This is a genomic window from Sphingomonas sp. Leaf34 (assembly GCF_001421805.1).
Classification (GTDB): Bacteria; Pseudomonadota; Alphaproteobacteria; order Sphingomonadales; family Sphingomonadaceae; genus Sphingomonas.
Genome location: NZ_LMLC01000002.1, coordinates 23,473 through 38,983 on the forward strand (window position 1 = coordinate 23,473; position 15,511 = coordinate 38,983).

The following is a 15,511-nucleotide window of genomic DNA, read 5'->3' on the forward strand; positions in this document are numbered from 1 at the left end:
ACCATGCAGAGCTTCGGACTGACGGTAGACAAGTTCCTCGACCACGCCGGCAAATGGTTCGGCGATCACGAAGTGGTCTGGGCGGAGAAGGGCGTTCCGGTCGCACGCTTCGGCTATGCGGACCTGCGCGAGCGGGCCAACCGATTGTCGGGCGCGCTGGTCGCGCTCGGCGTTCAGCCGGGCGACCGGATCGGCACGCTGGCCTGGAACACGCGGGATCATCTCGAAGTCTATTACGGAGTGATGGGAATTGGCTGCGTCTGCCACACGCTCAACCCGCGACTGACTCCGGCGCAGTTGGCGGCGATGATCAACGAGGCGGACGACCGTATCCTGGCGGTCGCAACCGACATGATGCCGCTGATCGCCCAGATTCTCCCGCACTGTCCCGGTGTCCGGCACGTCATCGAACTGGACGATGACGAGGCAGAGCCAACGAACGGCGCGACCTGGTCAAAACAAGCCTTGGTCGCGGCGCATGGCACGCCCGTAAACTGGGGCGCGTTCGACGAGAACGCGCCTGCGGGGCTCTGCTACACGTCGGGCACCACGGGGCGGCCGAAGGGCGTTCTCTACACGCACCGATCCAACTATCTGCACACGCTTCGGGCTCTGCAAGCCGATGTCGTGGGACTGACGGCACGCGACGTGCTGCTGCTCGCGGTCCCGATGTTCCATGCCAATGGCTGGGGACTGCCGTTCGCGGCGCCCGCGGCGGGCACAAAGCTGGTCCTGCCCGGTCGGCATCTTGACGGCGCCAGCCTAGCGCAGATCATGCGCGACGAGGCAGTGACGGTGGCGGTCGGCGTGCAGACCGTATGGCTCGGGTTGGTCGATCATCTCGATCGCACGGGCGAGGACCTACCATCGCTGGAACGCGTGATTATCGGCGGGTCGAACTGTCCCGATGCATTACTCGATCGTCTTCAGACGCGGCTCGTCGCGCGGGTGCAGACGAGCTGGGGAATGACGGAGCTTTCGCCGATCGGGACGATATCACCGGCCACCGCCGCGCCGGGATCGTCTGGGTCCGCAGGCCCGCCGCCACTCGGGCTGGACCTCAAGCTGACCGATGTAGACGGCGTTGGCCTTCCCGAACAGCGCGGCATGCAGGGGCATCTGAAGGTGAGGGGGGCGAGCGTCCTGGATCGATATTTCGACGCCGATACGGTGGCGCTCGACGACGAGGGCTATTTCGACACGGGCGATCTCGCGACCATCGACTCGGCCGGCAACCTCACCATCTGCGGCCGTGCGAAGGACCTGATCAAGTCGGGCGGCGAGTGGATCAATCCTGCCGAGATCGAGGCGATCATCGGCGCGCATGCCTCCGTACGGCACGTCGCTGTGATCGGGCGACCCGATCCGCGCTGGGGTGAGCGTCCGTTACTGGTTGTGGAGGGTGAACCGAGCAACGACGCCCGCATGTTGCTGGACCTGCTACGCGGGAAAGTCGCCGACTGGTGGATCCCCGACCGCGTCGCAATGGTCAGCATGATGCCGCTCGCGTCGACCGGCAAGATCGACAAGACCCGGCTCCGCACCGACTATGAGCAGGGGCTGATCGTCGCCGAGCAGGTGTGACGGCGTGCCGCTAGTCGCAAGTCGCGACCGGCGGCAGGTTCGGCGCGGCCAACCCGACGTTCCAGTTCCACCCGATCTTGCCGGTCGCGCGACGCCGGCACATCACGCTCTCGTTCAGCGCAAACATCCCCGGCATCAGCGTCTGCTGCACCACCGGTGTTGCGCCGAAATGCATATAGCTCTGGTTCGCGTCATAGGCGGGCCACCGCGCGGCGTTGCGCGCGACAGGCTTGCCGTCGCGAACGAAGCTCGCCCAGTAATCGATCATCGCATCCGACAATGCCCGTTCGCCCTCGGTATCCGGCACCTTCGGCCAGCGCGGCGGCGTGCCGTCGAAATTGCCGAACACAAACGGCAGTTCGCTCGCATGAAAGGCATGAAGACCGGCTTGGTCAGCAGCGGGATAGCCGTGATCAAAAAGATAAAGATACGCCGGGACGCCCAGCGCCGCCTGCTTCCGCACCAGCCGCTCCGCAGTCCAGCCATATAGCGCGTCGCGTGTCGTTGCGAGAATGCTCTCTGGATAGCTGCTGGCGGGATAAAGCCGCAGGAACGCATCGGACAGGTCACCGTAGCGGTCGCGGATCGTGCGCTCATACGCCTCCGCGGTCTGCGGCGGCTTGGGCGCGAGCATCTTCAGCGAGCGGATCTCCCCCTGGTTGAAGCCGGCGAGCACGGGCACGGCCGCCTGCTTGCCCTGGTCGAACGCGTCCACCATCTGCTGCGGCAGCACCGCGCCATCGACCACGCCGAACGGCGCGAAGCCGAGCTTGGCGGAGGTATCCGTAAGCGCTTGCGCGTCCATTGCGCGGAGGCTCTCGACGTCCGGCATCTGCAACGCACCGGACAGCAATTGTCCGCCGCCTTCGCCTGACGGCGCACCGAACACGCTTTTGCGCAATTCAGGCATCGAGATCATGTATGAACTCTCCGCGATCGCCTTGGCGAACAAACCATGCGCCGCGGGCGACGTCATCAGGTACAGCGCGCTCAGACCGCCGGCGGACTCGCCCGCGATCGTCACGTTGCGCGCATCGCCGCCGAACGATCCGATGTTGTCGCGCACCCATTTTAGCGCGGCGATCTGGTCGAGCAGGCCGTAATTGCCCGATACGCGCTGCGACGACTCACGGCTCAGCCACGGATGTGCAAGCCAGCCGAGCACTCCCAGCCGGTAGTTGATCGAAACGACGATCACCCCGCGCTCGGCGAACTTCCGGCCGTCATAGGTCGGCTCGCGGCTCGATCCGGTGACGAGTGCACCGCCGTGAATCCACACCATTACCGGCGCATTCTTCGCGTTGGCGGGCGTCCAGACGTTGAGCGACAGGCAGTCTTCACTGACGGGCATCGGCGGACCCGAATAGATCGTCGTGGTGCCGCCCTGGGGCTGCACGCATGCCGGCCCGAAATCGATCGCCGCACGCTCGCCCGACCAGCGCGGCAGCGCGACGGGCGCACGCCAGCGCAGTTTGCCGGTCGGCGCGGCTGCGTAGGGAATGCCCTTGAAGACGCGGACGTCGCCTGCGGCCGTGCCCGACACGCGGCCTGCAGGCGCATCGACGACGGGCGCTCTGTCTGCTGCAAAGACGGGCGTAGCGCTCGCGAGCAGGAGCGAAACCAGACTGTGATACGCCTTCATATGCGGGAATCCTGACGGGACAGCGTGCGCGCGAGCCAGAGGAACAGGCCGATCGCGACTGCGTAGAATGGGGTGAGCGTGTAAAGCGACAGCTGCAGCGGATTGGTCGCGCCATGTGCGGCGAACCAGTCGCTGGCGGCACCGACCCAGGTCGGTCCGAGGCCGAGGCCGATGAAGTTCATCACCAGCAGCAGCAACGCACCCGCCAGCACGCGCTGGTTGGGCGCAGCTTCCTCCTGCACCAGCGTCACCGAGCAGGAGAGGTAGAAATAGTTGAAGAACATCACGATCGTCAGCAGGGCGAGCGCCAGCGGCCAGGTCGGTGCCCAGACGAACGCCAGGTAGAACGGCATCGACACCGCCAGGGACACTGCCGGCGCGATCGCGAAGACGCGGCGCGATCCGCGGGTGAAGCGGTCGATGATCCGCCCCGACGCGATCATCCCGCCGCCCATTCCGACCACGATCGCGACGGCGTACCAGATCGCGATCTCGGGCAGCGTCATGCCCTTCTCCCGGATCAGGAACAGTACCGCGAAATTGCCGAGGCCATAGGTGACGAACTGCGTTGCGCCGCTGCCGAACGCGGCCAGCGTCATCACCGGGTTTGCGAAGAACGCCTTTACCGTGCCCCAGAACGGCGCACGGTCGCGCGTGACTGCATCGCCGTCGGTCGCACCGTCCCGCGCCGGCTCGCGGATTATGAACGGCAGGGCGATGGCGGCGACGATGCCGACGATGCCGATCGTGATGAACGCGTCGCGCCAGTCATAGGCCGCCGCGATCGACGCGCCGAGTGCGATCCCGAGCGCCGCACCGATCGGTGGGCCCAGATTGTAGATGCCGAACGCCACGCCGCGCTTGCCCGGTGCGAAGGTATCCGTGATCAGCGCATAGGAGGGCGGGACGCCGCCCGCTTCGCCGAACCCGACCAGCATCCGGCCGGCCACCAGTTGCGGATACGTACGCGCCATGCCGCACGCGATCGTCGCCGCGCTCCAGATCGCGCAGGCGAGCGCCAGGATGCCGACCTTGCTCGTACGGTCCGCCAGCCAGCTGACCGGGATCGCGATGAAGCAATAGAACATTGCGAAATACAGTCCACCGATCAACCCGAGTTGGCCATCGGTGATATGCAGCGAATCTTGGATCGGCTTGGCGAGGATACCCAGCAGCTGCCGGTCGAGGAAGTTCAGCACGTATACGAAGGTCAGCATCGCCAGCACGATGCCAGGGCGTCGGGCACGCCTGGTAGCTGGGCGTTGCGCCAAGGGTATAACCGGCTGCGACTCCGACGTCGCAACGCTGCTCAGTACTGCCATCAACCTCTCCCACTTGGCGTGGATTATGAGCTTAGAATGCTGGACCTTTCCGAGACTGTCAATGCACACTCTCTTGCGTGTGAACACACGATTGGGAGCGAGCGGTCCTTGACGCCTGCGGCATTAGGCGAGAGTGATCGGGACGTGACGCAAACCGAAAAACCCGCCCGCCGCTCGCGCAAGGCCGACCAGCGTGCCGAGACCATGGAACAGATTTTCGACGCGGCAGAGGAACTGTTTTCGAAGCATGGCCTGCATGGCGTCACGTTGAAGGACGTCGCAAAGCAGGTCGGCGTCCACCACACGCTGCTGAATTACTATTTCAGCGACAAGAAGGCGCTTTTCGACGCGGTCTTCGCGCGACGTGCCGGCGTAACCAGCGAACGCCGAATGAAGGCGCTAGAGGATTATGAGCGTGCATCGGGCGACGCACCGACCGTCGAAGGTGCGCTCCACGCGTTCCTCGACACCGATCTCGATACCTATATCGAAGGCGGGGAGGGCTGGAAGCATTACGCCAAGCTCGGCGCGCAGGTCGCCAACACACCCGAATGGGGCGCCGACCTGATGGACCAGCATTTCGATCCGGTCGTTCTCCGGCTGATCGAACTGCTCAAGCGCGCGCTGCCCAATTGCCCCGAGGACCGCATCTTCTGGGGCTATCACTTCGTCACCGGCGCGCTGATGCTCACTCTCGCCCGCACCGGACGGATCGACAAGCTGTCGGGTGGTCTCTGCCATTCGGACGACTTTCCAGCGGTGAAGGAGGTCATGGCTAATTTCATGGCCGCCGGCTTCCGCTCGATCTGCAGCTAGCGACCACCGACTTAAAGCAAGCGATTGCATCACGCCTCTTATTCGCTATCACGTGAGCGAATAAGAGGCGTGAGAGGATTGGCGATGCTTGAGGGGAAAACCGCGATAGTCACGGGCGCGGGCGGCGGTCTGGGTCGAGCCCATGCACTCTACCTTGCCAGCAAGGGCGCGAAGATACTGGTGAACGACGTGACCGTGGACGCCGCCGAACGCATCGCGCAAGAAGTGCGCGATAGTGGCGGCACTGCGCTGGCATACGCGGCATCCGTCACCGACGATGCGGCGATCGAGGCGATGGTCAGCACGGCGCTCCAAGCGTGGGGGCATATCGACATCCTCGTCAACAACGCTGGCATTCTGCGCGACAAGAGCTTTGCCAAGATGACGATTGCCGACTTTCGCACCGTGGTCGACGTCCACCTGATGGGCGCGGCGATCTGCAGCAAGGCCGTCTGGGAGCCCATGCGCCAACGTGGTTTCGGCCGGATCGTCATGACGACCTCCTCGTCCGGGCTGTACGGCAATTTCGGACAGGCGAATTATGGTGCGGCGAAGATGGCGCTGGTCGGCCTGATGCAAACACTGGCGATCGAGGGCGAGAAGTACGGTATCCGCGTCAACTGTCTGGCGCCAACCGCTGCGACGGGCATGACCGAAGGCGTGCTCGATGCAGCAAGCCTGAAGATGCTTGCACCGGAGCGTGTCTCGCCAGCCCTGCTGGCCCTGGTCGGCGACGACGCTCCCACGCGATCGATCCTGTGCGCCGGCGCGGGCCATTTCGCCGCTGCGAACATCACGCTCACTCACGGGGCCTACGTCGGGATTGCGGCCAATGCTGGCGAGCAGGTCGTTGCACGTTGGGATGAGATCAAGGATCGGGATCAGGAAATTGTCCCCACGTACGGGTTCGTACAGGCAGAACGTGAGGTTGAGGCAGCGAAAGCGGTCGGATGAACAAACGTCCGATACTGGGCAGCCTCAGATACGCAACGAGCGTCCGGAACTGGGTCGTCGCTGACGAGGATTTTTCAACGGTCTTTCGCGGCGATGGTCTCAGCTACCCGCCCACCGAAGTAATCAAATAGACGATGCATTTTACTATTTAAGGCTAAAGGGCAGTGATCCAGCGCTCAAGCTGACCGGTATTACGCATATCACCCGTGTAAACATGTACCGGCCTGGCGGGGACGTTCGAGCCGCGTTTTCTGCCGCGATACACCTTCATCGGAATGACGGCCCGGGCAAAGCCGCTAGGCAGAGCGACTTGCCGTACGTCCATATACAGCGAGTCAGCGCTCGTCTCCTGCCCGACATGAATGCCGCCTAACGCGGTCCATAGATCGACCGCATCAAGGCATGCCGATCCGCATCCCCAGTCCGTCAGCACGAATACGCGCGCCTTCAGCACGGGATTCGTGCCAGCTGCCGCTGGCTTTGCTTCGTCGGCATCCACTTCACGCCAGAGCGACTGCCTGAGGGCACGGGCAGATGTCATGCCCTTCGCTGTACGAGCAGCCCAGTCTTTTGCCGCCTGCGAGACATCGGCGGAATTCTGCCAGGCGGTACGATAGCCTTCGAGCGTGGCGATGTTTCCAGCCGAAGCGCGCCAGTCGACGCCTTCTGATCCTGATGGAAGCGCATTCACTGCAGCCTGGCCCCAGAGGATAGCCGCAATCTGATGCGACCAGTCGGACGATCCACCGCCATTGCCTCGAAGGTCGAGCACGATGCGCGGCGCCGCTGCGATCGCGATGGCGTCCTTCGCCATCGATTTGATGATTGGCGTTAGGGACTTGGCATCAGCGCTGTCGGGGTCGCCGTTGAAGCCGGGGAGCGAGAACCAGCGCGTACCGTCAGCAAACGTTCGAGCCGCGAACTCCGGACGCGCCCGCGGTGCAGTAGCGGCAAAACGTGCGTCGAAGTCTGCATCAGGCAGATCGCGCCAGCTGAGCGTCGCGTACTTGAGCTTACCGTCGACCTTGAAGCGGCAGCGGACTGGACGCTTGATGTAAGGGTTGGCAGCGTCGAGGAACAACCGACCACCATTGGTCGCTCGTTGGCTGACAAGTTCCCACCTGCCTCGGAAAGCGCCGACGTTGCGGGCAGCCAGGCGTTGGGCATCAATGCCATCGCAGCTTACGAGCACTGCACCGAGCGGTAGGGGGGCGTCATGCGCTCGGGTCATCACGACCTGACGTCCGGTGCCGTCAAAGCCGGTCAGGAAACCGGGCCAGCGGATCGGCAGGGCGGCTGGCTGGTTGAGGTCGAGCGCGACATGCCCATCGTTGAAGCTCGCCACATAACCGCGCATCGCCCACAGATATCCCGGGTAGTCTCGGACGGTAGCAGCGCGACGCAAGGCTGAAGCCAGCCCTGCATCGTTGCGACGCGCAAAGCCGGGGTCGAGTTTGTTGTAGGGGCCAGGGTGATTGTCGGCGATCTGGTCGTGATAAGCCTTGGCGTCCGTCCGCAGAATCGCTGCCCAGTCGCGAGGTACGTTGGTCGCACCGATCAGCAGAACCGCCGCTGGTATGGCAAGGAACGACAGGTTCATCTCGGCGCCGCCAGTTTGCTCGCTGCCTTCTCAAGATAGGGCCTGACATCAACCGAACTGTAGCCCGGCGTCGTCGAGGCGAAGTGTCGCAACCAGTACCCGTGACCAGCTCCATACACGACAAGGATGCGATCGCCAGGTTTGGCCACATTGATGAGCTTTGCAAAGATCTTCGCATTGCGGAGGTACCACATGGCATTTAGATCTGCGCCAGGTTGCTCCTTATCGTCGCCAATTCGCAGCAGGGAGTAGTACGAGTCTTGGCCACCCATGGGCGTGGAGGGGTCGTTATAGCGGATTAGCATCCGAGGTATGCTGGTGGTTGCCTGCTCAGCCTCAAACTTCCGGGCAGACGCTTGGACCGTCGCAAAGGCGGCATCGAGATAGGCTTGCTGCCCATGGGCTTTTGCATAAGCTTCGACCCGGTCGATCGGGAAATAGTCCGGTTCGCCCTTGTCGGGTTGCTCGTCGATACCCTGAACGGACCGAAGGCCGGCGCGCTCAGCGATGCGGTAGCCGATTTGGGTTGTCTCGTCCCGATCGGTCTTGAGCACACTTGGAGAGAACCTTGCGAAGTCCGTCACATTGTAGGTCGGGCCGGGACGTTGCGCCTCAACCATGACCCGTGTTGGTTTAAACTCAGCAATGGCATCGGCCAGTGCTTCCAGTTCGCGCTGGCGCTGCGGCGTGGTGACATCGTCGACGTGGGCATTCACTTTGTCACGACCAGGGTTGCCGAAATGATAGCTACCTAGCACCATCACTTGGACAGGTTGCTGTGGTGCAGCGCTGACAGCAGGCGTTACTGCCGCAGCGAGTATAGGTAGCAGCATGCGGCAGGTCTCCTTGGTGTGGTGCTAAGACAATACACGTCGAATGGCAGCTGTCTATCTGGATTTGCGGCGTTGGACGCCAAGCTAACAGAGGTTGATCCGGTCAACCGAAACGCGCGTCAGATCGCTTGCAAAATGCAGCGAGCAGTCCGTTGAAGGCGAGGGAATGTCGGCGGCACCGCCTCTGTTCCCGACATGAATGAAGGTCTGAAGTTGGGAGGTGCGCAGGGTGCTAGGAATGACCGGTTATGGGTCGTAGCGGTTGAAGGCCAGACGATCCGCACCCCGCCCACCTGGCGCCATTCACTTAGTGCGCCGGCGTAGTCATAAGCGGACAATCGTTCATAACCGGATCCCGCGTACGTATGTCTCTTATTAATCGGTTCGAACTCTCAGTGCCCTTGATCCAGGCGCCGATGGCGGGCGTCGCCACACCATCGCTGGCGGCAGCGGTATCCGAGGCGGGAGCGTTGGGATCGATCGGAGTAGGCGCGACCGACGCCACCGGCGCACGGGCGATGATCGAGGAGGTGCGCAGCCGCACGACCCGCGCGTTCAACGTCTTCGTCCACGCTGGCGCAAAGGCCGATCTGTCGCGGGAAGCGCAATGGCTGGATTGGCTTGCCCCGCTGTTCGCCGAGTACGGCGCACAACCCCCGACGGCACTCAGGACCATCTACAAGAGCTTCGCAGATGATCCCGACATGGTGGCGGTACTGCTCGACCTCGCGCCGCCAGTGGTCAGCTTCCACTTCGGGTTGCCGTCCGCCGACGTGCTCTCGGCGTTGCGAGCGCGCGGTATCTATCTCATGGCGACCGCAACCAGCCTCGACGAAGCACACGCGATCGAGGCCGCCGGGATCGATGCGGTGGTCGCGCAAGGGATCGAGGCTGGCGGGCATCGGGGTGTCTTCGACCCCATCGCGCCTGACGACGCGCTCGGCGTATTCGCGCTGACCCGGCTCCTGGTGCGCAAGAACAACCTACCAATCATCGCTGCTGGCGGGATAATGGACGGCGCCGGCATCGCCGCGGCGCTCGACCTGGGCGCATCGGCAGCGCAACTGGGAACTGCCTTTGTCGCGTGCCCGGAGTCGGCCGCAGACGATGCATACCGGGCGGCCCTCACCGGTGAGGGCGCTTACCACACCGTCCTCACTTCGCTAATTTCTGGTCGACCCGCGCGTGCGCTGGCCAACCGGTTCACGGCTCTGAGTCAGTCGGTCAATGAACGCCGACCGCCTGATTATCCTATAGCCTATGATGCGGGGAAGGCCTTGCACGCGGCTGCCAAGGCGCAAGGCGAATACGGTTTCGGGGCGCAATGGGCAGGGCAGGGTGCGCCACTGTCTCGTGCCATGCCGGCAGCAGCCTTGGTCGGGGCGCTGCGAGAGGAACTGGAATTGCGACAGATTAAAGGCTTGGTTGAGCGTTGCGACGTTCTTTGATCGGACTAGCCGTTTCTCCACTTGAAGCCGTATAACCAGACCCTCCAGCGTACTGAATGCAGCCTCAAAATAGTGATGAACCAACGTCCGAAGGTGGGAAGCGAGTTAAGTGGCGCAGGCGTCCATATATGGGTCAGCAAACCCAGTCTGCCTCAAGCCAGAACTTGGTTATGCCGGTAGCAGCGCGTTGGCAAAATTTTCACATGGTCGGCTTTCCTTGAGGGCCATTCGCTTGAGCCTAAATACCTTCCGTTCGATGATTTGATTATTTGGGAGGCATCAGTCGACCTAAATTTGCCACCAGGAGCGCGAGGACCACTGCGCCGCCGACGACCTCTATAACGGAGAACAGCCAGAAGTCCGGCCATGGCCCTCCGCCCGCCGCGACGAACTGATGAGGATCGCTCGGCAGGAAGCGGACTGGTATCCGTGACCCGACGGGAAACTTTTGCATCGCATCGCAGCCGAGCAGAGAACCACTGAACACCGTGCCAAGTCTCTCAAACTGGTATTCGACTAAACACTTGCCCTTGTCGCGGTCGTCCGAACGGCTGACCGTCGCCAGCACGGTTTCTCCTTTCTCAATCACTTGAAGCCTCCTCGCGTGGCGATCCAGCACAATCCCTCCCGAGACGAGGCCGACCACGAGGAAGATGGTCGGCAGCAAGGCCACTTGAGGGATGCGTCGTCGTTCGGGACGCCAGCCTAGGTCGTGCCGAAGATGATCGCGATATCGACTGACGAACGGTCGCATGGGGATGCGCACGGCTAGAAAGTTGAGCACCAACATCACGCAGAACGCTGGAATGACGGCATAGTAGGCCCAAATTCCCAGTCCCCCGAACAGAAACTCCCAACCCGTAATCAGGCACGCCATGCCCAAAACAGCAAAACTTGCCGTCTGTGCGACTTTTGCGATCGACTGCTGCTTTAATACGGCGCTCTCGAAGTCAGAGCGAGGCACCGCGACGCGCTCGCGAGAACCCGGCGGAGCGAAGTAGATCAGATCGTCCTCCTTCTGGAAGTTCCGGGTAAAGGCGTTGCCGAGGTGGTCCGAGGCGTATGGCAATGTTCTGGTTCCATTTACGATCTGGCCGTTCCGCTCGAACGAGCTGCGCCCTTTTCTGTAAACTCATCCCAAAGAAAAAGCCGCAACCGTCGTCTGGCGAGCAAGTTTTCAAAAGCCGTCCAGTTCCTTGCCTCACTATCGAGTTTAGATAAAACCCGAGCATTCTTGAAACCCGTCCAACACCAATATTTTGGGAATGCCCAAGCGCCCCTGCACAGCCAACTCGATCGCCCATTGACGTTGCTGACGTAGCGAGGCTGATAGCCGCGTGAGCATCGGTCCCATGTCCCTCATCCTCGGCTTGTTCGAGGCGCAAATGTTGGTGCTGGCGGCTGCTATCACAATTGGGGGAAACGGGATTGCGCCACGCTTTCTCGGTGCGTTGCTAATCGTCCTCTGCGGTATGCTGACGCCGTTCGCTATCGGTTATGCAGGTTTCTACGATCGCTGGCCGTGGCTTTCGTTCGCACCGTTCGCCGTTCCCCTGGCGATGGGGCCGCTGCTGTACGCGCACCTGAACGCCTTGATCTTCGATCGACCGATACCGCGTTGGCACGCCTCATTGCCCGTGGTCCAGTTCGCCTATCAAGCCATCGCCTTCTGCTTGCCACTCGATCTGCGGGGAGCGTTCGACCGGGAGGTTCAACGCCCTTGGCTCGATCCGATCCTGGCGGCGCTGCTGCTCGCGTCGATGATCGGATATGCTATCGCTGGGCTCCGCGCCCTGCGCCGCCATCGAGGCTGGTTACTGGCGCGCCGATCAGACCTCGCCGCGTCAAGGCGCGTGCAAGCGGTGCTAGTCGCCTATGCCGCGATCGTGACAGTGCGAACGGGGTACCTGATCGCAGATGCATTGATCGCTCCGCTATCCTACTTCGATATGTTCGGCTTCTATGTCGTGCTGGCAGTCGTCGGCGATTACTTGGCGATCGAGGGCTGGCGGCAGGCGGACGCCCGGCCGCAGCCGATCGTGGAACCGATCGAGCGCGACTGGCGGCCGATCGCGGCCGGGTGGATGGACCGGATCGAAGCGCATGGATGGTGGCGCGATCCGGGCCTCGATCTTGCCGAGCTGGCCCGCAGGCTGGGGACCAACACCGCCTATCTGTCCCGCGGCCTCAATGAGGGGCTGGGGCTGGGGTTCGCCGAAGCGATCAACGGGCTGCGCGTCGAGCATGTCGCCGCCCGCCTGCGGGGCGGCACCGATGGCGATATCCTGACGCTCGCGATCGATGCCGGCTTCGGATCGAAGGCGACCTTCAACCGCGTCTTCAAGGAGCGGTTCGGCGTCACGCCTTCGACCTATCGTCGCGTCTCAACTGACAAAAATGCCGCGGAACGCCCGAATTTGCAGCGCACCACCTGACCGGCATCGGCATCGCCTCGGGGCACATCCGCTCGGAGCAAGACCATGATACATCTCGATCGCCGGCACCTTATGACGGGAGCGTCGGGCCTAGTTGCAGCCGCGTTTCTGCCCGCTCCCGCCAAGGCGAACGATACGCTGCTGTCACCCGTGGCTATGCGATCAGATATCGCCATCCTGTGCGACGCCTATGCCAACCTGCATCCCGGCCTCTATCGCTATCTGACCCCGGCAAACTTCCAGCGCCAGCGCCAGTGCCTCGATCGCTTCGCCGCGACGCCCCATACTTTGGGAGACTTCTACTTGGCGCTGTCGGCGTTTACCGCAAGCGTCCGGTGCGGTCATAGCTTTCCTAATCCCGCCAACCAGACTCCGGGCGTCGCGTCGGCACTGTTCGGCAAGCCCGATCGCTTACCGTTCGCCTTCAGATGGCTGGACCGGCACATGATCGTCACCGCCGATCTCGGCAGCGGGCATCATCTGCCTATCGGAAGCGAGGTCATTGCGATCGACGGTATCAGCGCACGCGACATGCTGGCGAGAATGCTGCCTTATGCCCGCACGGACGGCAGCAACGATGCGCGGAAGGTCGCCGACCTCGGCATACCCGGCGATGCCGATGAGCCGACATTCGACGTGCTCCGGGCGCTGCTGTTCCCATCGTCCGGCCCCTCGGCCCGTGTCATGGTGCGGATCTCCGGCAGAGGCGAAACGATCGTTTGCCCCTTGATGACGGCCGCAGCGCGCAACGGGGCGTTGCGCCATCCTTCCAAGGATTCCCCCTATGGCTGGACGTTCGGGGTGCGCGGCCAGGTCGGCATCATGACCATGCCGACCTGGGCGGTTTTCCATGAAAAATGGGATTGGCGGGGCTTCATCGACACCAGTCTGGATACCGCGGTCGATCGCCAGCTATCGGGCATTGTCATCGACGTGCGCGACAACGGGGGCGGACTCGATTGCGGGGCGGCGATCATTGCTCGCCTGATCGAAGCGCCGCTACCCGCCGACAGCTATTCCCGCCATGTACGCTACCGCAAGATACCCGACCGGCTGGCTCCCTACCTCAAGACCTGGGACCGCAGTTTCAAAGATTGGGGAGCGTCGGCGATTGGTCCCGACGCGGCCGGCTTCTACACTCTGACCCGTCCCGGCGACGCCTCCGACACCGACACTATCCAGCCCAAGGGTCGCCGATTCGCCGGCAGGGTCGCCGTTCTCGTCGGCCCGAAGAACGCTTCGGCCACCTTCGGTTTCGCAGGCCTCATGCAGCGTCAGCGGCTGGGAACGCTGGTTGGCGAGCAGACCGGCGGCAACCGCCGTGGCATTAACGGCGGTGCCTTTTTCTTCATCGGGTTGCCGGCATCAGGCGTCGAGGTCGATCTGCCGCTGATCGCCTATTGGCCTAAGACACCGCAGCCGGATGCCGGAATCATGCCCGATATCACCGTGTCGGCCCGGATTGCCGATATTCAAGCCGAACGGGATACCGCGCTGACGCGGGCGGTCGTCGTGGTAAGCTGAACGATCAGCCCTCCCAATTGGGATCCAGACCGTCCGAAAACGGCATTCTGGCCGTGGACATGAACAAGCGGCCGGAGTTGGGGAGCTGAACTGATGCTCTGAGCGTCCGCTTCTGGGTCATGGAACATCGCGGTTACTTGGCGAGCTCGGTCCGGGCTCGTCGATATCCCCCCTTAAAACCGCAACGAACTTTCGACACCGAACTCCTGCGGCCGACCGGGTGTGTAGCGATCGATGCCAAAGCCGCCGAAATACCCCGTACGGGCCTGCTGCGTCACCTTGTCCAAGACGTTGGTCCCGTAAACGCCGATCCGCCAGCGCCCGTCAGCGTCAGGCGAATAGTCGAGCCGGAATCCAACCAAGGCATAAGCCGGCAAGCGGCAAACATAGTCGGCCCCTGACTGGCACGCGGGCTTCTTGCCAATACCGCGGACGTCGACACTGGGTGTCACAAGCCCACCTCCAACATGCAGATCATAGGCTACGGCCGCGCTGTAGGTGTATTTCGGTGCGGAATTGACCGGCGTATCGAGCGTTAGCGTTACGGCGTTCGGGCGAATGCTGTCATAGCCCTGCGTCAGATACGAGACGTTGCCCCGTACCGTCAGATCCCGCACCGGCCGCAGCACGAATTCGCCTTCGAACCCTGCCTTGTGAGCAGACGCCGCGCTCTGAACCTGGCGCGTAGAGACGTTGCCGACCAAGACGTTCACGCTCGCCTGGATGTCGGTGTATTTCTGATAAAAGCCGGAGAGGTTGATCACCGCCCGCCGGTCGAGAAGGTCGAGCTTCACGCCGGCTTCGTACGACCACAGCTTTTCGGGGTCGTAGGAAGACGGGAAGCGTCCATCGGCTGAAGGGCCGCCCAATTGCTGGTTGAAGCCGCCGGAATTGTAGCCGTGTGCGGCAGTTAGATAGGTGAAGATCGAAACGCGCGTGCGTCCTGAATCGCTCTCCGTCAGCTGCAGTCCCGGGACTTGCCGAATGATATCGGCAATGGTCGTCGCGCCGAGCTTGGCCAACTGGCCTTCCCCCAGCGCCGAAATGGCGATTGGCGTGGTCTGTACCGTCGATTGACGACGGAGCGCCGTGACGACGATGTCGCCCGAAGCATCCGCACTTTCGGCAGGCGCGGGGGCTGATGGCACGTCCACGGGAACGGTTTGCGCCAGCAAGGGGCAGGGCAGGGCTACGGTCATTAAAATTAAAAAGCCGGATCGCACGGATACTAGCATTCTGCCCCCATTTGTCGTTTCAGCGTGTCCTCGTCAGGCTCACGCTCCGGGAGAATGGACTCAAATCCTAGTGGCTCAATGGGATATGGAATTGGAGCTGGCGAAGATAATCCATGTT

Annotated in this window: 12 protein-coding genes; 6 read left to right on the forward strand and 6 right to left on the reverse strand. The window is 62.6% G+C overall.

Translation table 11 applies throughout. The annotated features are described in order from the left end of the window. The first annotated feature begins 3 nt into the window (after window positions 1-3). A complete protein-coding gene (locus ASF00_RS05565; RefSeq protein WP_055875572.1) occupies window positions 4-1,584 on the forward strand; it encodes an AMP-binding protein in 1,581 nt (526 codons plus the stop codon). A 10-nt stretch (window positions 1,585-1,594) separates the two neighbouring features. Here the strand turns inward: ASF00_RS05565 and ASF00_RS05570 are convergent, their stop codons facing one another. Together ASF00_RS05570 and ASF00_RS05575 are read right to left on the reverse strand one after the other, a co-directional pair. After that, window positions 1,595-3,226, reverse strand: a complete 1,632-nt coding sequence (locus ASF00_RS05570; protein WP_055875575.1) for a carboxylesterase/lipase family protein — start codon at window positions 3,224-3,226, stop codon at window positions 1,595-1,597. Next, window positions 3,223-4,443, reverse strand: a complete 1,221-nt coding sequence (locus ASF00_RS05575; RefSeq protein WP_235525632.1) for a spinster family MFS transporter — start codon at window positions 4,441-4,443, stop codon at window positions 3,223-3,225. Before ASF00_RS05575 ends, ASF00_RS05570 begins: the two co-directional genes overlap by 4 nt. Before the next feature lie 249 nt (window positions 4,444-4,692). Between ASF00_RS05575 and ASF00_RS05580 the strand changes: the two genes are divergently transcribed. Continuing rightward, window positions 4,693-5,364, forward strand: coding sequence for a TetR/AcrR family transcriptional regulator (locus ASF00_RS05580; protein ID WP_055875578.1), 672 nt, complete (start codon window positions 4,693-4,695; stop codon window positions 5,362-5,364). A gap of 84 nt (window positions 5,365-5,448) precedes the next feature. After that, entirely contained in the window at window positions 5,449-6,318 is an 870-nt protein-coding gene (locus ASF00_RS05585; RefSeq protein ID WP_055875581.1) for an SDR family NAD(P)-dependent oxidoreductase, read from the forward strand. Window positions 6,319-6,472: 154 nt separating this feature from the next. Here the strand turns inward: ASF00_RS05585 and ASF00_RS05590 are convergent, their stop codons facing one another. Beyond that, complete coding sequence (locus ASF00_RS05590; RefSeq protein ID WP_235525633.1) at window positions 6,473-7,918, reverse strand: S41 family peptidase; 1,446 nt, start codon at window positions 7,916-7,918, stop codon at window positions 6,473-6,475. Then, window positions 7,915-8,751, reverse strand: coding sequence for a DUF5694 domain-containing protein (locus ASF00_RS05595; protein WP_156348191.1), 837 nt, complete (start codon window positions 8,749-8,751; stop codon window positions 7,915-7,917). The genes ASF00_RS05590 and ASF00_RS05595 overlap by 4 nt, the downstream gene beginning before the upstream one ends. 365 nt (window positions 8,752-9,116) lie before the next feature. Here ASF00_RS05595 and ASF00_RS05600 point away from each other — a divergent pair, with 365 nt between their 5' ends. Continuing rightward, a complete protein-coding gene (locus ASF00_RS05600; protein WP_055875587.1) occupies window positions 9,117-10,199 on the forward strand; it encodes an NAD(P)H-dependent flavin oxidoreductase in 1,083 nt (360 codons plus the stop codon). 265 nt (window positions 10,200-10,464) lie between these two features. Here ASF00_RS05600 and ASF00_RS05605 read toward each other — a convergent pair whose 3' ends face one another. After that, window positions 10,465-11,268, reverse strand: a complete 804-nt coding sequence (locus tag ASF00_RS05605) for a DUF3592 domain-containing protein (RefSeq protein ID WP_055875590.1) — start codon at window positions 11,266-11,268, stop codon at window positions 10,465-10,467. 268 nt (window positions 11,269-11,536) lie between these two features. Between ASF00_RS05605 and ASF00_RS05610 the strand changes: the two genes are divergently transcribed. Further along, window positions 11,537-12,634 carry an AraC family transcriptional regulator gene (locus tag ASF00_RS05610; RefSeq protein ID WP_235525634.1) on the forward strand — a complete coding sequence of 366 codons (1,098 nt, stop codon included), beginning with the start codon at window positions 11,537-11,539 and terminating at the stop codon, window positions 12,632-12,634. 45 nt (window positions 12,635-12,679) lie between these two features. Next, window positions 12,680-14,158: a S41 family peptidase gene (locus tag ASF00_RS05615; protein ID WP_082463240.1), complete on the forward strand. Its 1,479-nt coding sequence runs from the start codon at window positions 12,680-12,682 to the stop codon at window positions 14,156-14,158. Window positions 14,159-14,331: 173 nt separating this feature from the next. Here ASF00_RS05615 and ASF00_RS05620 read toward each other — a convergent pair whose 3' ends face one another. Then, window positions 14,332-15,357 carry a TonB-dependent receptor domain-containing protein gene (locus tag ASF00_RS05620; protein WP_055875597.1) on the reverse strand — a complete coding sequence of 342 codons (1,026 nt, stop codon included), beginning with the start codon at window positions 15,355-15,357 and terminating at the stop codon, window positions 14,332-14,334. Between the last annotated feature and the right edge of the window lie 154 nt (window positions 15,358-15,511).